Source organism: Brevundimonas sp. P2_A6 (assembly GCF_056404975.1).
In genome coordinates this window covers 172812-190403 of the sequence record NZ_JBFUCZ010000001.1, presented here as the reverse complement: position 1 = coordinate 190403, position 17592 = coordinate 172812, and the positions used below count along the sequence as shown (strand labels likewise).

Here is a 17592-nt window from a genome sequence, read left to right as displayed (position 1 = left end):
GGCCTATTTGTGCGTCCACGGCCGGTTGGCGCCCGGGCTGACCCCCGCCGCCTGATCCTTCTGGAACTTCCCGCCCCGTGGAGGCTTCGGCCGCGCATCCAGCTTCGCCTGCTTCATCCGCAGCGCCTTCTGGGCCGGGGTCTCGTTCGCATCGTCGGTCATCCCCCACCCTAGCACGCCCCGGTGCTCCCCGACGCAACCTTAACCGCGCGACACCGTTCTCTCTGCCAGACAGGGCTAGCCCCGGAGAGACACCCCATGACATCGCTGAAGACCTTCACCGCCCTCGCGGCCGGAACCCTCGTGCTCGCCACCGCCGGTGTCGCGACCGCCCAGACCCCCTACGGTCAGGCCCAGTCGCAATACGGCCAGCCCACCACCGGCCAGCAGGTCTTCGGCCAGATCCTGCAGCAGCTTCTGGGCGGCCAGACCACCGGCACCGTCGATGCGGAATGGAGCCGTGGCCGCCGCCCGCTGGCCAGTCAGCAGGCCACCTTCAACACCCGCCTGGACGCCCAGATCCGCTCGGGCGCGATCCAGTCCTATTCCGGCGACCGCATCCGGTCCGACTATGACGCCCTGGTCCAGCTGGAGGCCTCCTATGCCCGCGACGGCCGCTTCACGACGCAGGAGCGTCAGGACCTGACCACGCGCTACGACGCCCTGACCCGCGCGCTGGATGACGGCGGCTACGGCGACGACGTCGGTGGCTATGTGTCGGTCGCCGATGGCCGCCGCGACTTCGAGGCGCGCGTCGACGCCGCCGTCGCCGCCCGCCGCCTGACCCGCACCGAGGCCACCCGCCTGCGTTCCGACTATGTCGCCCTGATCCAGGTCGAGGCCGGCTATCAGCGCGACGGCCTGACCGCCCGCGAGCGCGCCGACATCGAGACCCGTCTGGACGCCCTCGACGCCCGCGTCGGCGACACCGGCTACAACAACGGCGGCGGCTACAACCAGAGCCCCCGCGACCGCCTGACCGCCATCGAGCGCGCCCTCTACAGCCTGCCCAGCTCGCAGCAGTCCACCCTGCGCGTCCAGTTCGACGACCTCACCCGCCTCGAGGCCGCCTACAGCCGCACCCAGCCGTCCCAGGACGACCGCGCCTACCTCGACCGCCGCTTGGGCGAACTCGAAGTCCAGGCCCGCGTGCGCCGCTAGGCCGCCCACCCGCCCGCACGACCCGAACCCTCCCCCACCCGGGGGAGGGTTTTCCTTTGCCCGCCTTGCACGCCCCCCGCGAACCGGGCGAAGGTCGCCGCTTCGACGGGGACCTGATCATTGCGCCTGACTTGGAATGAGATCCGCGCGCGCGCCGCGACCTTCTCGCGCGAGTTCGCTGACGCCCACTACGAAAAGGGCCAGACCCAGACCTTCTACAACGAGTTCTTCGAGGTCTTCGGCGTCAAGGCCCGCAAGGTCGCCACCTTCGAGGAGCCGGTCAAGAAGCTGGGCGACAGACAGGGTTTCATCGACCTGTTCTGGAAGTCCAAGCTCCTGGTCGAGCACAAGTCCGCCGGCCGCGATCTGGACAAGGCGCGCCAGCAGGCGCTCGACTATTTCCCGGGTCTGAAGGACCACGAGCTTCCGCGTTACATCCTGGTCTGCGACTTCCAGACCTTCCACCTGACCGACCTCGACACGCGCGAGGAGACGCGTTTTGCCCTAGCCGACCTGCCCGCCCATGTGGAGGCGTTCGGCTTCATCGTCGGCATCGAGAAACGGGTCTTCAAGGATCAGGACCCGGTCAACATCCTGGCCGCCGAGATCATGGGCAAACTGCACGACGCGCTGAAGGCGTCGGGTTACGACGGTGCCCCGCTGGAGCGTCTGCTGGTCCGCATCCTGTTCTGCCTGTTCGCCGACGACACCGGCATCTTCGACGAACTGGGCCAACTGCAGACCTATATCGAGGACCGCACGGCCGAGGATGGCTCGGACCTCGGCTCCAAACTGTCGGAGCTCTTCCAGGTCCTGAACACGCCGGTCGAAAAGCGGCAGAGCAGCCTGGACGAAGACTTGGCCCGCTTTCCCTACATCAACGGCGACCTGTTCGCCGAACCCCTACCCATCCCGGCCTTCAATACGGCCATGCGCGACCGGTTGCTGGAGGCCTGCGGCTTCAGCTGGGAAAAGATCAGCCCCGCCATCTTCGGTGCCCTGTTCCAGTCGGTGATGAACGCCAAGGAGCGCCGCGCCAAGGGGGCCCACTACACGACCGAAAAGAACATCCTTAAGGTGATCGAACCTCTGTTCCTGGACGACCTGCGCACCGAGCTGTCGCGCATCCTGGGGCTGAAGCGCGGGCGCGAGGCGGCTCTGCGCGCCTTCCAGGAACGGCTGGCCGCCCTGAACCTGTTCGATCCCGCCTGCGGCTGCGGCAACTTCCTGATCATCGCCTATCGCGAGCTGCGCCTGCTGGAGCTGGAGGTCATCACCGCCCTCTATCCCGAGGGCCAGCGCGACCTGGAGGCCGCCGCCCTGTCCAAGGTGGACGTGGACCAGTTCTACGGCATCGAGATCGACGAGTTCCCCGCCCGCATCGCCGAGACGGCCATGTGGATGATGGACCACATTATGAATAACCGGCTCAGCCAGGCCTTCGGCCAGGTCTTCGCCCGCATCCCGCTGAGGGCCGCCCCGCATATCGTCCACGGCGACGCGCTGGAGATCGACTGGGCGACCGTGCTTGAGCCAGAGCGGTGCAGCTATGTGTTGGGGAACCCGCCGTTCATCGGCGCCAAGATTCAGTCCGACGCCCAGCGCGCCCAGGTTCGCCGCATCGCGGCTCTGGGCAAGACCGGCGGAACCCTCGACTATGTTGCCGCCTGGTTCATCAAGGCGGGCGAATACGTCCGCACGTCCCACGCCCACATCGGGTTCGTCTCGACCAACTCGATCACCCAGGGCGAGCAAGTCGCCCAGCTCTGGCCGCTGCTGTTCCAGCGCTACGGGCTGGAGATCGCCTTCGCCCACCGCACCTTCAACTGGGGGTCCGACGCGCGCGGCAAGGCTCACGTCCACGTCGTCGTGATTGGCCTAACCCGCCGCGACGACGAGCCGGGGGAGAAGCGGCTGTTCAGCTATGCCGACATCAACGGCGAGCCGGATGAGAGCCGGCATACGGCGCTGTCGCCTTACTTGTTCGATGCTTCAAGGCTAGCGGATCGGCATCTGGTCGTCCGGGAAACCGCTGCCCCTCTTATGGGGCAGCCTCGAATGATCACGGGAACGAAGCCAATCGACGGTGGGCACTACATTTTCTCCGCCGATGAACGTGCCGATTTCATAGCGAGCGAACCAGAGGCTGCTGCCTACTTGCGACCTTTCGTAGGGGGACAGGAGTTCATCAACGGAAACCCAAGATGGCTTCTTGTACTCGCAGGAGCCAACCTCGGTCAGCTTCGCTCCATGCCGGAAGTCGCAAAGCGGATACGAGCTGTTCGGGAATTGCGTGAGGCAAGCGATAGCGCTCCGACAAGAGCGATCGCCTCGACGCCAACAGCTTTTCACACGACATTTCTGCCAGATCGGCCTTATCTAGCCTTGGCGCAGGTGAGCTCGGAACGGCGGGAATATCTCCCGATTGGCTGGCTGGAGCCGCCGACCGTGCCAAGCGACAAGATCAGGCTCGTCGCTGACTGCAGTCGATGGGAGTTCGGTGTTCTTACGTCTCGCGCTCACATTGCTTGGGCAAAGGCCGTCAGTGGCAGACTCAAAAGCGACATCCAGTATTCAGCAAACCTGACCTACAACGCCTTTCCCTGGCCCACCCTCACCGACGCCGACAAGACGCGCCTCGACACCCTCGCCCAGGCGGTGCTCGACGCCCGCGCCGCTCATCCGGGCGCAACCTTGGCCGATCTCTACGATCCCGACGTCATGCCCGCCGACCTGCGAAAGACGCACCGCGCCCTCGACCTCGCCGTCGACCGCCTCTACCGCAAGGCCCCGTTCGAGAGCGACCGCGAGCGGGTCGAACACCTGTTCATGCTCTATGAACAGATGACCGCCGGCCTCCTGGCCAAGCCCGCCAAAGCCAAACGCCGCAAGAAAGCCGACGCCTGATGGCTGATGCTTCCAAGCCTCACGACCCAGTTTGGTCGATACTCAGCGTCAACTACCAAATGGCCGAACGCGAAGGCGATCCGACGGAAATGCTCGGCGTGCTGCGCCGCATGGCGGCACACCGTCCCGATGATGCCGCCTTGCAGGAATTGGTAGCGCTGCGCGCAGCAAATCTCGCGGACAGTCCGGCTGTCGTGCTGATTGAGCGTGTTCGGACGGCAGGCCGATCGCTCCGCCAGCCAGAGGGACGCGTCTATATCGAGGAGCCCGATGGTCGCCTTCGTCCCGCCGACGGCGAAGATCTTCGGCGTGCCGAGGAGCGTTTTCCTGGGTTCATCAAGAACTGGAAGTTGCCGGAGGAAGAGGGATGATGACGCAACCCGACCTGTTCGGCACGCCTACGGCCGCCGTCTATGTCGTGCCCCACGACATCGCGGTGAACACCCTGCGCAAGACCCTGGCCACCCTGACCGCCGCCAGCCGCTGGCCCTGGGACCCCGATGAAGGCCGCCCGCATGGACCGCACCGTGCCCAAGCTGCTGGCCGTCCTGCCGTCGGATGAGGCCGACCACTGGGGCGGGCTGATCGCCGCCCAGGCCGCGCGGCTGGACGCTTCGACCTAGCCTACCGACACAGCCGCCCCTGCTCCGCCTCCAGGTGCAGGTGGTCGTGGTGCACCGCGTTGTAGTCGGGGCTGAGGACCGTGCCGAAGACCTTGCAGCCGTCGTCGCGGATGCGGTGCAGGAAGCGCGCCTCGGGGCTGTCGGCGGCCCAGTCGCCGGCCACGGTGATCCGGCGACCGTCGCGCAGCCTCACGCCGCTGAAGTCCAGCGCCGCCGCCCGCGAATGGGCGCTGGCCCGCGCCGCATAGCCCGCGTCGTTCCGCACGCCCCGGCAGGCATAGACCCCCATGTGCTCGATCTGGACCACGTCCGATCCCAGCAGCTCGCGCGCCGCCGGCTCCACCGACTGCCTGCGCCACACGCTGACCGCCGCCGCCAGGGCGCAGGTCATGGTCACGTCCGACGGCGCCATCCGCGCCACCGTGCCATAGTCCGCCCCCAGCACGCCTGCGTCCGTCAGCCCGCAGGTCGCCGAGTTCACCCGGTCCGGCGTGGGGCTGAAGGTGACCCGCGCGCTCTCCAGCTCCGCCTCGCATTGCCCCAGGGTCGCCGTCGCCCGCCCCAGCCGCGCGAAGGTCCCCGCATCGATGGCCGCGTCGATTACCCCCGTGCCCGCCGGCCGATACGGCGCCTGCGGCACGCTCGGGCCGGGCGGATAGTAGGGCGTCGGCCCCGGCGCATCCGGGATCAACCGGCCACAGCCCGCCAGCAGCAGGCACAGGATCAGGACACGAAACCGCATCCCGCCTCATGCCATGATTCCCGAGCGCCGACTTGCTGCCACCCCACTGTCAGCAGCCTTTGGCCGCGACCGCGCGTTGACTGGCGACATCCGCCCTCCCGCACTAAGTTCCGTTCATGAACCGTTCCTCCACGCCCAAGGGCTCGGCCCCCGTCATCAAGAAGCCGGTCCACATCCCGAACAAGGGCGTGGCCGAGGCGCCGTCGGCCTTCATCCGCGACGGCTCGGCGCCTTTGCCCAAGGCCATGGCCAACATGCCGATGTTCGCCCCCGTCACCGGCCCGCGCCTGACGCCTGAGGAGCCGCCGGTCAACGCGGGCGAGTGGACCCCGCACCGCCCCGACCGCCCCGCCAAGTCGCTGACCGGCCGCCAGAAGCACCGCTTCCGCCTGGAGACCTCCTACACCCCCGCCGGCGACCAGCCCTCGGCCATCGCCGAACTGGTGGCCCAGGCCGATGCCGGCGACCGCGATCAGGTCCTGCTGGGCGTCACCGGCTCGGGCAAGACCTTCACCATGGCCAAGGTCATCGAGGCGACCCAGCGCCCGGCCCTGATCCTGGCCCCCAACAAGACCCTCGCTGCCCAGCTCTACAGCGAGTTCAAGGCCTTCTTCCCCGACAACGCAGTTGAATACTTTGTAAGCTACTACGATTACTACCAGCCGGAAGCCTATGTCCCTAGAACTGATACGTATATCGAGAAAGACTCGAGCATAAACGAGCAGATCGATCGCATGAGGCACTCTGCGACACGATCTATACTGGAACGTGACGATGTCATTGTTGTGGCGTCCGTGTCCTGCATCTACGGCATCGGGTCGGTGGAGACCTATACGGCCATGACCTTTGACCTGAAGGTCGGGGACCAGATCGACGAGTCCAAGCTGCGCGCCGACCTGATCGCCCTGCAGTACAAGCGCAACGACGTCGCCTTCGAGCGCGGCATGTTCAGGAAGCGCGGCGACACGGTGGAGATCTTCCCCGTCCACCTCGACGACCGGGCCTGGCGCGTCAGCCTGTTCGGCGACGAGATCGAGGCCATCGCCGAGTTCGACCCCCTGACCGGCAAGAAGACCGCCGATCTGAAGGAGGTCACCGTCTACGCCGCCAGCCACTACGTCACGCCCCGGCCCACGCTGAACCAGGCGCTCGGCGGCATCAAGGCCGAGCTGAAGGAGACGCTCGACTGGATGATCGAGAACGGCAAGCTGCTGGAGGCCCAGCGCCTGGAACAGCGCGTCCGCTTCGACCTGGAGATGATGGAGGCCACCGGCTCCTGCGCCGGCATCGAGAACTATTCCCGCTGGCTGACCGGCCGCGCGCCGGGCGAGCCGCCGCCCACCTTCTTCGAATACATCCCCGACAACGCGTTGCTGTTCGTGGACGAGAGCCACGTCACCGTGGGCCAGATCAACGGCATGTTCCGGGGCGACTACCGCCGCAAGTCGACCCTGGCGGAGTACGGCTTCCGCCTGCCCTCCTGCATCGACAACCGCCCGCTGAAGTTCGACGAATGGGAGGCGATGCGGCCACAGACGGTCCACGTCTCCGCCACCCCCGGCCCGTGGGAGATGGAACAGACCGGCGGCGTCTTCGTCGAACAGGTCATCCGCCCCACCGGCCTGATCGACCCCCCCGTCGAGATCCGCCCCGTCAGCGGCCAGACCCGCAACCAGGTCGACGACGTCATCGACGAGGTCAAGGCCGTCGCCCGCGCCGGCTACCGCTCCCTGGTCACCGTCCTGACCAAGAAGATGGCCGAGGATCTGACCGAATACATGCACGAACAGGGCGTCCGCGTCCGCTACATGCACTCCGACGTCGACACGATGGAGCGGATCGAGATCATCCGCGACCTGCGCCTGGGCACCTTCGACGTCCTGATCGGCATCAACCTGCTGCGCGAGGGCCTCGACATCCCCGAGTGCGGCCTGGTCGCCATCCTGGACGCTGACAAGGAGGGCTTCCTGCGCTCCGAGACCTCGCTGATCCAGACCATCGGCCGCGCGGCCCGCAACGTCGACGGCCGCGTCATCCTCTATGCCGACCGCGTCACCGGCTCGATGGAGCGCGCCATGGCCGAGACGAACCGCCGCCGCGAACGCCAGGAGGCCTACAACCTCGAACACGGCATCACGCCCGAGAGCGTCAAGCGCGACATCAAGGAAATCCTGAACAGCCCCTACGAGAAGGACCGCGTCCTGATCCCGACCACAGGCGTCAAGGAAGACGCCCGCCCCTTCATCGGCAACAACTTCCAGGCCACGCTGAAGGACCTGGAAGGCAAGATGCGCGAGGCCGCCTCCAACCTCGAGTTCGAGGAGGCCGGCCGCCTGCGCGACGAGATCAAGAAGCTGAAACTCCTCGACCTGGAGTTCGCCAACGAGATCATGACCGGGGCGGGGGAAGCGGTGGACAAGGCCGCGCCGAAGAAGTGGCGCGCCGAGGCGGCGGCGGAGAAGGCGGAGGCGTTCAGGAAGGGGCGGTTGTAGGGGGTGATTATAGACGGCAGGCTACGCCGAAGGCATCTCCCCCAACACGTTCTACTTCGTTGGCGAAGCACCGCCTTCAAACTGCGCCTCGCAGCTTCCGTGAGCACATACAGGCTTCTTAAAATCGTGAGGCCTTTTGAATCGTGTTCGCGCGCATTTCGGACAGGCGAAGAATGCCCTGAACGCAGTGAACTCTGCCCAGCGCGTCTGCTCGTCGCCCTTTGAACCATCGCCATAGGGGCCTTCTTGGAAATGACTGCCAAAGTTCTCGATCACCCCCTGCTGTAGGCTGGTCAGGAAGCGATTGTTCACGCCGGACACCAGCGGGATCGTAATTTTCGCGCCATTCAGGAATGTGGCGAGCGCAGCCGCCAGCTCGCTTCTCTCATAGGAGTACGCACGTTCCAGCGGGCGAATGCGCAAGCTGACTCCGAAATCACGGCAGATGGCGAGAAGCCATTCCTCCTCCGCCTGCCGCATTTCGTTGGCAGCGGAGTTACCAGCCGCCCACCGAGCTTGGATCATCGCATCGGTCACCTTCTCGTCGGAAAACCGTGGGCCATAGTCCCGATCCAGCCGAATGATGCGGGTGAACCGCCAGTCGGCCGAGACGAGTTGATCGCGCAGATAGAGATAAAACCGCTCATCGTGGGTCGTGACGATCAGTTGGAAGCCGGTGAATTCCGTCGCCAGAAGGGCGGCGATGGTTCGACGATGGTCGGAGTCGTAAGACGTGACCACATCGTCCAAAGCGAGGATCGGGGCGTTCGTGTTGAACGCCTTGATCGCCGCCAATCTGAGTGCCAGGGCCAGCGAGTGAATCTGAGAGTCGCTCAGATACCCTCCCGGCTGAACGCCTTGGCGATTTTCCGCGAAGTCGATCAGAAGATTCAGTCGCTGTTGGTTATCGTCTTCCTCGGGCGGAAGCTCCAAGCGGATTGGTGCCGCATGGTTCCCCTGTATTGCCCGGTAGATGTCGTTGATGGGCTTCTGGAGTCCATCTAGCAGTACCTGGAGCTTGCTGCGGATCTCGCCCGATACGAAGGCGCTCTGCGCTGTGAGTTCGTCAGAAAGGGCGGTCAGCTCGTTGGCCGTCCGCTCAGCTAGCTCGTGCTCGGTTTTGATCGCAATGAGGCGGTCCACCCTAGCTTTTGCCTTGGCGTAGGTGTGCGATCCCTGCTTCTTCTCGATGTCGGCAATGGCGGTGTCCAGCACCGCCATTGCCGCCAAAACTGCCGTGATTGCCGGTGCTGCATCCGGCGCAGCGGCGTCCTTCCAAGCATCAATAGCCGTGCGATAAAGCCCTAGCTGGGCACGCAAATCCTGGAACCTGTCAGGCAGCGTGATCGTTTTCAGGCCGCCGGCAAGGCGAGTATGGGCGGCAGTCAACGCTTTTGCTGCCGCCTCGTCGTTCTTCTTTGCCCCAGCATATTCCTTGAGCGACGCTAGGTGGTCGGCAATATGTTGGCGAACCCCGGCAACGCTTCCCACTGCGCTGTTTGCTAGGGGCGTAAGGCAGAGCGGGCAGTCTGTTACGACGGGCGTAGCGTCGTCCGCGAACAGCGGCTCAGCTTCCTTCCAGACAGCGGAAAACGTCGCTTCAGTCGCGGCGGCACGTTCGGCCTCGAAAGACTTCGCCGTATCGGCCTTCGCGGCGACGGCGGCGGAGAAGGTCACGATGAGGCCTTGGCCAACAGGCTGACCGGTGTCGGGATCATCGACCACCTCATGCAGCGCCGCCAAAGCGTTGCGTATCTGACGCATCCCTTCCAGGCCGAGGCGTTTCTCCTCAGCCTGAGAGCGCTCAGAGAGAGTCAGAAATGCTGGGTCGTCCTGCGCCAACACCGCAAACCGCAACGAGCCATCGAGCGGCGCGATCACGGCATCGTTGACGTAGACCAGCAGTGTCTCGGGATTCCATGTCTGGACGGCTTGGCCCGTCTCCTTGGAGAGTTGGGTATTGATGTTGGTGAAGGGTGTCTCGTCTTCCGACGCAGCCTTTATCCCTCGACGAAGGGAACGGAGGTTTCGTTGAGCGTCCACCAATGGTCCGAGTTGCAGCCAAGTCGCCACGGACTCGTATCGCTGCTCCGCCGTTTGGGATTCGACGAAGCTTCGCAGCGCGTGCCCCCTAATGATTGGATCGACTAGGAAGTGTGCTTGGACGGCTGTTGCGGCGGGCGCTCTTACCCGTTTGCCACCAACATCTCGGTTTCCTTCGCTGTCTTCTGTTCCTCGACGGAAGGCCGTGGAGACGCTCGCAGCGATCTTTCGTTCGCCAGCGAGATGGTGCGCTAGCGCCGATACGCCCGCCTTATTGTGAATGGCTCGAACGCCAAGGCGTTCGAGCGAGCCGTCCTCGGAGAATGCAAACTCCAAGGCGTCAACAATGCTCGATTTGCCGTGCCCGTTCGGCGCAAACACAGCCAGCGAACGTTGGGTGCTGAAGTCGAACGTCTTGGGATCGAGATACGCCCGGAAACCCTGCACAAGCAGGGTGCGGAGGAAATAAGGAGCATTAGTCACCCGCCACCTCCACGGGTGCTTCCGCTCGCGTCTTTGCCAAAGCAACGACGGCAGCTTTCGCCTGTGTCACGGCATCGTCGGCCACATCGGCCGCGAGAATGTGTTCAGCCAGGATCGTCGCCAGCCCGCCATCCACGCTATCGCGCTTTGCCAACTTGATCCCAATGTTCTTAAGAAACGCGTCCGGCGTTTCCGGCGGTTCTTCCTGACTGCTCATGCTGCCCTCCGGTCATCACCTCTATCACCGTGCAACAATAACGCGAATGAGAGTTCGGTGGGCGACCAGACCACTTTCACCCCCACCGTACTGGAGGAAGTGGGCACAGTGATTGCCGCCTAAACCAACTCCACCTTCAACGAATGCCCCAGCACCCGCGCCGCGCGGCTCAGGGTGTCCAGCGTCACGTTGGACGCGTTCGGGTCGAGGACGCGGTTCAGCTGCGCCCGGCTGGTGTCCATCTGCGCGGCCATGGCCGCGCGGGTGATCTTCTGGTCGGCCATCGCCTGCTGGAGCTGGAGGGCGATCACGCATCTGACCGCGCGCAGCGTGACCTCTTCGCGGATGCCGTCCTCGTCGAGGAAGTCGTCGAGGGTGGAGAACTTGGCGATCACGTCGCGGGCTTCTTGCGCGGCGCGGCCTTTCGCCGGGCCGGTTTGCGGGCACCCGCCACGACCTGACCGGCGATGTCGCCCAGGGCGTTGGACCCCAGCACGCCGCGCGCCATCCCGATGGCCGCGCCAAAGGCCGCGCCCGTGATCGGACCGACAATCGGGATCGGCATGGCGATCAGGGCCCCGACCACGGCCCCGGCTGCGGCATCCTTGGTGATGTCGTTGCGCGCCACGGCCTTGCCCAGTTCGCCCGCCTCGCGCGACACGACGGACGCCGCCCGCCCCGCTGCGTCCCTGGCGATCTTGAAGTCCAGTTCGTCGATCCTGCCGTCACCGTTCAGGTCGCTGACCGCATGGATGGCCGCATTGCCCATCCTGCCGGCCGCCTGCGCCGTGGCACCGGCCGAGCGGCCGAGCTCGCCGCCCGCCTTCGCCAGTCTCGCGCCGGTCTTGCCCGCCGCGACCCGCGTCGCGTCCATGCCGGACTGGAAGGACGATTTGGCCCCATCGCCCAGCCGCCCGGCCATCTGCCGAAGGCTGGGCGACGCGACCGGTTCGGTCTCGATAACGACCGGCGCGAGCGCCGTCTGTTCTGGTTTCGGTGTCTTTGCCATGAATTCCCCCTTACCCACAGTGGAGAGGGACGACGGCACAACGTCAAGTCATCGGCCGCGTCGGGCGGATGTCCGCATAACCACCCCCAACTGTCCGCGCTTGCCCCGATTTCCCCCGTCCTTTCAACACCCCTCCCGAAGACCACCCCCTCGAACGCGCCTTGCGATCCCCCCGTGCGATCCTGCCGCCCGCATTTTCTCATCGGGAGGGCACGCCGTGGCCTGGTCGGACGACCAAGACGATTTCAACCCGCCGCCCTATGACCCCTTCGGCCTGCTGCCCCAGCCGGAGGGCGCGCCCGCGCCCACGCCTCGCGGCGGCCACCGCTTCGTCTCCGAGACCCACTGGCGCGCCGCGCGCGACGCCTATCTGGACGGAGAGAGCGCGGCCTCGATCTCGGCGCGGTTCGGCATGGCCGAGCGGACGATCCGGGCGCGGGCGCAGGAACAGGGCTGGAGGCGCGCCGATCGGGACCCGGCGGTGCGGCCCCGCGTCGAATATACGGTCGAGGACGACGGGCAGGACGCCCTGATCGACGACACCCTGGACGAGGTTCCCCTCGACGTCCTGGTCGAACGGGCCCTGCTGCGGGTCCGGCGCGCCATCGCCGCCGACCGGGCGGTCGAGGCGGGGCGCTGGATCCGGACCCACCGCCGTCTGGCCGACATGGCCGAGGCCCAGCGCCGGGCCGAGGCCGCTGCGCAGGTGGCCGCTGCCGAGGCGGCCCGCGCCGTCGAACCCGAACGCTTCACCTCCGTCTGGGCCGCCAAGGACGCCGAGCGACGCATCCTGAAACAGCGCGAGGCCGACGCCTATGTCGCCTCCAGCGCCGTCCTCACCGAGGCCCTCTCCGCCCGCCTCGGTCCACCCGATCTGCACGGTCTGCACGGTGCCGACGAAATTTTTTCAGGGGACCCGTGACGCGGGGGCGGCGGGTCGAAACTACCCCGTCGCCAGGCCCACACCGCGACCGCCGCCCGGCACCGGGGCCACGTCCAGCAGCTTGACGCGGAACACCAGCACGGCATTGGGCGGGATGTCGCCCTGGCCCCGCTCGCCATAGCCGAGGGCGGGCGGCAGGTAGAGCATCCACTCGTCGCCGGCCTTCATCAGCTGCAGCGCTTCGGTCCAGCCGGGCACGACCTCGTCGACGTGGGTGGCGAAGGGGATGCCCTTGGCAAAGGAGCTGTCGAACACCGTGCCGTCCGTCAGCGCCCCCTCGTAGTCCACGCGGACCAGGTCGTTGCGGTCGGGGCTGGGGGCCCCCGAAGGGCCGCTGGTCAGGACCTTGTACTGCAGGCCCGTGGCCGTGGTGCGCACGCCCTCGGCGCGGGCGTTGGAGGACAGGAAGAACTCGGCGGCCTTCAGGTTCGCTTCGGCATCGGCACCGGGCGCGGCGTCGCCCCGGTTGCAGGCGGACAGGGTCAGCAGCCCGGCCAGAAAGAGAGGCCTAACCCATCCGAAGCGCATAACCCTGGTCCTTCAAAGCCTGTCCGATCTCGTCGGCGTGGGCGCTATCGCGCGTTTCGACCATGATGTCGAACTCGGCCCCCTTGGCCGGGACGTCCAGCGCCAGACGGTTGTGGACGACGTCGATGATGTTGCCGCCGACGTCGCCGATGACCCGGGCCATGGCCGACAGGATGCCCGGCCGGTCGTCGGACAGGATGCGATAGACGATCAGGCGGCGTTCGCGGACCATCTCGCGGTTCAGGACCACGGCCAGCATCCGGGCGTCGATGTTGCCGCCGCATAGAACGAGGCCGACCTTCATGCCCCGGAACCGCTCCGGCTGGGCCAGCAGGGCGGCCAGACCCCCGGCCCCGGCGCCCTCGGCCACGGTCTTTTCCAGGGTGGCGAACATGGAGACGGCGCGCTCGAAGTCCTCCTCGGCGCAGACGACGACGTCCTCGACCAGGGGGTCGGCCAGGGCGAAGGGGATGTCGCCCACGGCCTTGATGGCGATGCCCTCGGCGATGGTTGCCCCGCCGCAGACGGGCGGCAGGCCGGCCCGCCGGGCGCTGAACGAGGGATACATCGCCGCCTCGACGCCGAAGATGCGGATGTCGGGCTTCAGGGCCTTGGCCGCGATGGCACTGCCCGCGATCAGCCCGCCGCCGCCGATGGGGATGATCAGGGCGTCCAGATCCGGGGCGTCCTCCAGGAACTCCAGGCCGCAGACGCCCTGGCCCGCCACGATGCCCGCGTCGTCGAAGGCGGAGATGAAGACGAAGCCCTCGGTGTCCCGTAAGCGATGGGCCTCGGTGGTGGAGGCGGTGAAGTCCAGGCCGTGGATGACGACATTGGCCCCGTGGCCCCGGGTGCCGTCGACCTTGGTGAAGGGGGTGCCCTCGGGCATGACGATGGTGACGGGGACGCCCAGCCGACCGCCGTGATAGGCCAGGGCCTGGGCATGGTTGCCCGCGCTGGCCGCCACCACGCCGCGCCGCCGCTCGTCGGGGCTCAGCTGCAGCAGCCGGTTCAGGGCGCCGCGCTCCTTGAAGCTGCCGGTGAAGTGCAGGTTGTCGAACTTGACCCAGACCTCCGCCCCCGTGGCCAGGGACAGGCGGCGGGAGTGGCGGACGGGGGTGCGGTCGACCTGGCCGACGATGCGACGCTGAGCGGCCTGGATGTCTTCGAAGGTGACGGTCATGAACCGGTTGTGGCGCCCGGCGTCAGGTGTCGCAACCTTGACCTTATGGCTGCGTTAGGGGTCTTGTGGCGGTCGCCCGTCGGGCGATTCCGCGCGTCTGTTCAGGGGAGCTCTCCGATGTCGATTCGATCCTTCATCGCCGTGGCGGCTGTTGTAGCCGGTATAGCCGGTCTCGGAGCCTGCGCGCCCACCATGGAGCCGGGCCCGATGGGCTATGGCCCGTCCGCCGCGTTCAGGGTCGCCGACTTCGCGCCATCCGCCCGGACGGGCGACGCCGCCATCGAGGGCCGCGTCGCCTTCGGCCGCGATGGGCAGAGCTTCGATTGCACCGGCTCGGTCGCCCTCACGCCTGACACCCCCTACACCCGCCAGCGGTTCCAGACCTTGTACGGCTCGACCGAGCAGGCAGCGGTGCCCGAGGCCGTGGTGCGCGCGCGGACCGTGCCCGACCCCAATGCCGACTACCGGTCCTATGTCCGGTCCCAGACCTGCAGTGGAGGACGGTTCCGGTTCAGCAACCTGCCCGCCGGGGGCTGGTTCCTGATCACGCCAGTGAGCGCGGGCGGCGACCGTATCATCCTGATGCGCCATGTCGTTACCCGGGCGGGCTCAACGGCCAACGTCACCCTGTAAGGCTTATCCATCCATGCGGGTGCGCCCGCCACAGATCGAGGCGTCCATCCGATGAAAGCCTTCGCCCTCGCCGCCCTCGCCCTGTCCCTTGCAGGGACCGCCTCGGCCCAGAGCTGGTCGTACCCGGATCAGGCCCGCAGCTATTCGAGCTACAGCCGGTATGGCTATGACTTCAACGGCCAGGCCGACCGGCCGGGGGACTATCGCTGCGACGCCTATTGGGATCGGGGGCGCGACGACTGCGGCGCCGCCTGGCGAGACCAGCGGCGCTATTCAAGCCCGTCTTACGGTTACAGCTCAAGCTATGGCCACGGCCGCTACGCCTCCTATGAGCGCGGTCATGGCCAGGGCGGCGGCTATGTCTACCAGCCCTACAACCAGGGCACCCAGTATTACGGAGCCTACGGTCGTCCGGACCAGGTCTATCCCGGCGGCGGCTATGGCGGTCAGGTCGGCGGATACGGGGGAGGCTACGGCGGTCAGTACGCCGTATATGGCGATCGCAGCCGCTCGTCCTACTGCGCCTCCAGGTATCGGTCCTACGATCCGGGCAGCGGTTATTACCGGGCCTATTCGGGCCGTCTGGTCTTCTGCGGCTGATCGAGCACCGGTCAACCGATCACGAGACAGTGGGTAACCCGCGTTCGCCATCTTTCGGACGCAGCACGACCGCCTTAGCTGGGACAGGTCCAAGCCGGACCGGTCTCAGTTCGGGGAGCGCGTTCATGTCCCAGCACAACATCGTCGGTTCGGAAGCGTTCGACCGGTCGCCCTTCGTCATCATCCGCAGCGTTCGGACCGGCGGCATGCGTCGCCGTCAGACCCGCACGGCCTTCGCCTTCGTGGCCGGAGCCGCCGCAGCCGTCGTTGGCGGCATCGTCGCAGCCGTCGTGGCGTTTGGACCTGGGCTGGCCGGAGGTTAAAGCGTGATCCCGAAAAGCGTCAGCGGTTTTCGGGATCACGCTCCAGCCTCTAGGCCAGCCAGACCATCCGGCGTGTGTCGACCGGAGCGCCGCGCGCCTTGCTGAATTGCCGCCGGACATCGCCGGTGTAGAGGAAGCCGGCCTTTTCCAGCACGCGACCCGAGGCCGGGTTGTCGGCAAAGTGGCCGGACATCAGAGCCCGCTTGCGCCAGCGTTTGCCCGCCCAGACCAGAGCCCCTTCCAGCGCCTCGGTCGCGAAGCCGCGCCCCCAGAAGGGCCGACCGATCCAGTAGCCGATCTCTGGCGCCAGATCGGCGTCCTCGAACAGTCCGATCACCCCGACGGGTCCCAGGTCCTCGTGCTCGATCAGGAAGGTGTTGGCCCTGGCCGGGTCTTGCGCCGCCACGTCGATCACGAACGCCTCGGCGTCGTCCGGCCGATAGGGATAGGGCATGCGCAGGGTGTTGCGCACGATCGCCTCGTCATTGGCCAACCGGGCGATGGCGGGCACGTCCTGGGGTGCCGGCGCCCGCAACAGCAGACGCCGGGTCTCGACGACCGGAGAGGTTTCGATGACGCACATGTTTCCAGCCTTATTTTCGGTCCGCCTCCTTGGAGGGCTCGGGCGGACTTCGAGGCGGGAACGCAAACGGGGAGCCTGGTGATCCAGACTCCCCGCGGAAATATTTCCCTGGTCCGGATCGGCTGCTTTTCGAGGAAGCAGCGCGATCCGAAATCCGGTTTCGCGCTACTCGGCGGCGATCGCCTGGGCGTCGTCGTTCGCCGGGAGGATGGATACGTAACAGCGGCCGTTGGCTTTCTTGGTGAACTTCACCTCGCCATGCTCGAGCGCGAACAGGGTGTGGTCGCGGCCCATGCCGACATTGCTGCCGGGGTGGAAGGTCGTGCCGCGCTGACGCACCAGGATGTTACCGGCCAGCACGTTCTCGCTGCCGTATTTCTTCACGCCGAGGCGTTTGGAGTGGGAGTCGCGACCGTTACGCGACGAACCACCGGATTTCTTGTGAGCCATCTGGGCGCTCCTGCTTCCTTGTTGCGCCGGCGGCCGTTGGGCCCGCCTGAACGCGAGTACTGCTTAGGCTTCGTCGGTCGAAGCGGCGGTTTCGGTCTGGCTCGCCTTGGGGGCAGCGGCTTTCTTGGCCGGAGCCTTGGCAGGCTTGGCAGCGGCGACCGGCGCTTCGGCTTCCACCGGAGCCGTCGCCTCCACGCGCTTGGCCAGGCCACGGGCGCGCAGGTTGATCTCAGCCTTGGTCATCAGGTCGACCTTGCCGTCCCACTTGGCGGTCTCGCCGGCACCGTCGATGCCGGTGATGCGCAGGACCGATTCCATCTGGCGATGGCCGTTGGTGCGGCGATAGCCCTGACGACGGGTCTTCTTGAAGATCTTGACCTTCTCACCCTTGCGGGTCTCGATCAGAGTGGCGGCGACGGTCGCGCCTTCGATCAGGGGGGCACCCAGGGTCACGCCCTTGTCGCCACCCAGCATCAGGACCGAGCCGAGGCTCAGCACATCGCCGGCCGCGCCGTCGAGCTTTTCGACCACGATCGTGTCGCCCGGTTGGACCCGGTACTGCTTGCCGCCGGTCTTGATCACCGCGTACATCTTGAAGCCTTGGCTAACGCAAAAAAGAATGCGCCCGCCGGGAGACCCCGCGGGCGAAGAGCGGCGACATATACGGATGGT

At 66.5% G+C, this 17592-nt stretch carries 20 protein-coding genes; 9 read left to right on the top strand and 11 right to left on the bottom strand.

Annotation, left to right across the window (positions count from 1 at the left end):
* Positions 1–3: 3 nt before the first annotated feature.
* Positions 4–162, bottom strand: a complete 159-nt coding sequence (locus AC1DW4_RS01015; protein ID WP_477015374.1) for a hypothetical protein — start codon at positions 160–162, stop codon at positions 4–6.
* Between the two features lie 96 nt (positions 163–258).
* Here AC1DW4_RS01015 and AC1DW4_RS01010 point away from each other — a divergent pair, with 96 nt between their 5' ends.
* The 4 genes from AC1DW4_RS01010 to AC1DW4_RS00995 all read left to right on the top strand — a co-directional run bounded on the left by AC1DW4_RS01010 (position 259) and on the right by AC1DW4_RS00995 (position 4630).
* Positions 259–1161 carry a hypothetical protein gene (locus AC1DW4_RS01010; RefSeq protein WP_477015373.1) on the top strand — a complete coding sequence of 301 codons (903 nt, stop codon included), beginning with the start codon at positions 259–261 and terminating at the stop codon, positions 1159–1161.
* A gap of 120 nt (positions 1162–1281) precedes the next feature.
* On the top strand, positions 1282–4068 hold the full coding sequence (locus AC1DW4_RS01005) for a DNA methyltransferase (RefSeq protein WP_477015372.1): 2787 nt from the start codon (positions 1282–1284) through the stop codon (positions 4066–4068).
* Positions 4068–4439 carry a hypothetical protein gene (locus AC1DW4_RS01000; protein ID WP_477015371.1) on the top strand — a complete coding sequence of 124 codons (372 nt, stop codon included), beginning with the start codon at positions 4068–4070 and terminating at the stop codon, positions 4437–4439. Before AC1DW4_RS01005 ends, AC1DW4_RS01000 begins: the two co-directional genes overlap by 1 nt.
* Positions 4436–4630: a hypothetical protein gene (locus tag AC1DW4_RS00995; protein WP_477015370.1), complete on the top strand. Its 195-nt coding sequence runs from the start codon at positions 4436–4438 to the stop codon at positions 4628–4630. The genes AC1DW4_RS01000 and AC1DW4_RS00995 overlap by 4 nt, the downstream gene beginning before the upstream one ends.
* Before the next feature lie 62 nt (positions 4631–4692).
* Here AC1DW4_RS00995 and AC1DW4_RS00990 read toward each other — a convergent pair whose 3' ends face one another.
* On the bottom strand, positions 4693–5433 hold the full coding sequence (locus tag AC1DW4_RS00990) for an extensin-like domain-containing protein (protein ID WP_477015369.1): 741 nt from the start codon (positions 5431–5433) through the stop codon (positions 4693–4695).
* Between the two features lie 116 nt (positions 5434–5549).
* Here AC1DW4_RS00990 and uvrB point away from each other — a divergent pair, with 116 nt between their 5' ends.
* Positions 5550–7925, top strand: a complete 2376-nt coding sequence (gene uvrB / locus AC1DW4_RS00985) for an excinuclease ABC subunit UvrB (RefSeq protein ID WP_477015368.1) — start codon at positions 5550–5552, stop codon at positions 7923–7925.
* A 51-nt stretch (positions 7926–7976) separates the two neighbouring features.
* Here the strand turns inward: uvrB and AC1DW4_RS00980 are convergent, their stop codons facing one another.
* The 4 genes from AC1DW4_RS00980 to AC1DW4_RS00965 form a co-directional block, all read right to left on the bottom strand.
* Entirely contained in the window at positions 7977–10451 is a 2475-nt protein-coding gene (locus AC1DW4_RS00980; protein ID WP_477015367.1) for an AAA family ATPase, read from the bottom strand.
* Positions 10444–10668: a hypothetical protein gene (locus tag AC1DW4_RS00975; RefSeq protein WP_477015366.1), complete on the bottom strand. Its 225-nt coding sequence runs from the start codon at positions 10666–10668 to the stop codon at positions 10444–10446. The genes AC1DW4_RS00980 and AC1DW4_RS00975 overlap by 8 nt, the downstream gene beginning before the upstream one ends.
* A 119-nt stretch (positions 10669–10787) precedes the next feature.
* Positions 10788–11063: a helix-turn-helix domain-containing protein gene (locus AC1DW4_RS00970; protein ID WP_477015365.1), complete on the bottom strand. Its 276-nt coding sequence runs from the start codon at positions 11061–11063 to the stop codon at positions 10788–10790.
* Positions 11060–11677 (bottom strand): hypothetical protein, encoded by a 618-nt coding sequence (locus tag AC1DW4_RS00965; protein ID WP_477015364.1) that lies wholly within the window; start codon positions 11675–11677, stop codon positions 11060–11062. Before AC1DW4_RS00965 ends, AC1DW4_RS00970 begins: the two co-directional genes overlap by 4 nt.
* Before the next feature lie 217 nt (positions 11678–11894).
* Here AC1DW4_RS00965 and AC1DW4_RS00960 point away from each other — a divergent pair, with 217 nt between their 5' ends.
* Positions 11895–12599, top strand: coding sequence for a hypothetical protein (locus tag AC1DW4_RS00960; protein WP_477015363.1), 705 nt, complete (start codon positions 11895–11897; stop codon positions 12597–12599).
* A 21-nt stretch (positions 12600–12620) separates the two neighbouring features.
* Here AC1DW4_RS00960 and AC1DW4_RS00955 read toward each other — a convergent pair whose 3' ends face one another.
* Both AC1DW4_RS00955 and AC1DW4_RS00950 read right to left on the bottom strand, forming a co-directional pair.
* A complete protein-coding gene (locus AC1DW4_RS00955; RefSeq protein ID WP_477015362.1) occupies positions 12621–13148 on the bottom strand; it encodes an FKBP-type peptidyl-prolyl cis-trans isomerase in 528 nt (175 codons plus the stop codon).
* The gene (locus tag AC1DW4_RS00950) at positions 13129–14331 is read right to left on the bottom strand and encodes a threonine ammonia-lyase (RefSeq protein ID WP_477015361.1); all 1203 of its coding nucleotides are present in this window, start codon (positions 14329–14331) and stop codon (positions 13129–13131) included. Before AC1DW4_RS00950 ends, AC1DW4_RS00955 begins: the two co-directional genes overlap by 20 nt.
* 117 nt (positions 14332–14448) lie before the next feature.
* Between AC1DW4_RS00950 and AC1DW4_RS00945 the strand changes: the two genes are divergently transcribed.
* From AC1DW4_RS00945 to AC1DW4_RS00935, 3 genes are all read left to right on the top strand, one after another.
* Positions 14449–14964 (top strand): hypothetical protein, encoded by a 516-nt coding sequence (locus tag AC1DW4_RS00945; protein WP_477015360.1) that lies wholly within the window; start codon positions 14449–14451, stop codon positions 14962–14964.
* A 51-nt stretch (positions 14965–15015) separates the two neighbouring features.
* Complete coding sequence (locus AC1DW4_RS00940; protein WP_477015359.1) at positions 15016–15564, top strand: BA14K family protein; 549 nt, start codon at positions 15016–15018, stop codon at positions 15562–15564.
* Positions 15565–15689: 125 nt separating this feature from the next.
* Positions 15690–15887 carry a hypothetical protein gene (locus AC1DW4_RS00935; RefSeq protein ID WP_477015358.1) on the top strand — a complete coding sequence of 66 codons (198 nt, stop codon included), beginning with the start codon at positions 15690–15692 and terminating at the stop codon, positions 15885–15887.
* Between the two features lie 49 nt (positions 15888–15936).
* On the opposite strand, the gene AC1DW4_RS00930 is transcribed toward AC1DW4_RS00935, so the two are convergent.
* The 3 genes from AC1DW4_RS00930 to rplU all read right to left on the bottom strand — a co-directional run bounded on the left by AC1DW4_RS00930 (position 15937) and on the right by rplU (position 17511).
* On the bottom strand, positions 15937–16470 hold the full coding sequence (locus AC1DW4_RS00930) for a GNAT family N-acetyltransferase (protein ID WP_477015357.1): 534 nt from the start codon (positions 16468–16470) through the stop codon (positions 15937–15939).
* A 165-nt stretch (positions 16471–16635) separates the two neighbouring features.
* The gene (gene rpmA, locus AC1DW4_RS00925; RefSeq protein ID WP_349312912.1) at positions 16636–16920 is read right to left on the bottom strand and encodes a 50S ribosomal protein L27; all 285 of its coding nucleotides are present in this window, start codon (positions 16918–16920) and stop codon (positions 16636–16638) included.
* Positions 16921–16983: 63 nt separating this feature from the next.
* Entirely contained in the window at positions 16984–17511 is a 528-nt protein-coding gene (gene rplU, locus AC1DW4_RS00920) for a 50S ribosomal protein L21 (protein ID WP_477015356.1), read from the bottom strand.
* Between the last annotated feature and the right edge of the window lie 81 nt (positions 17512–17592).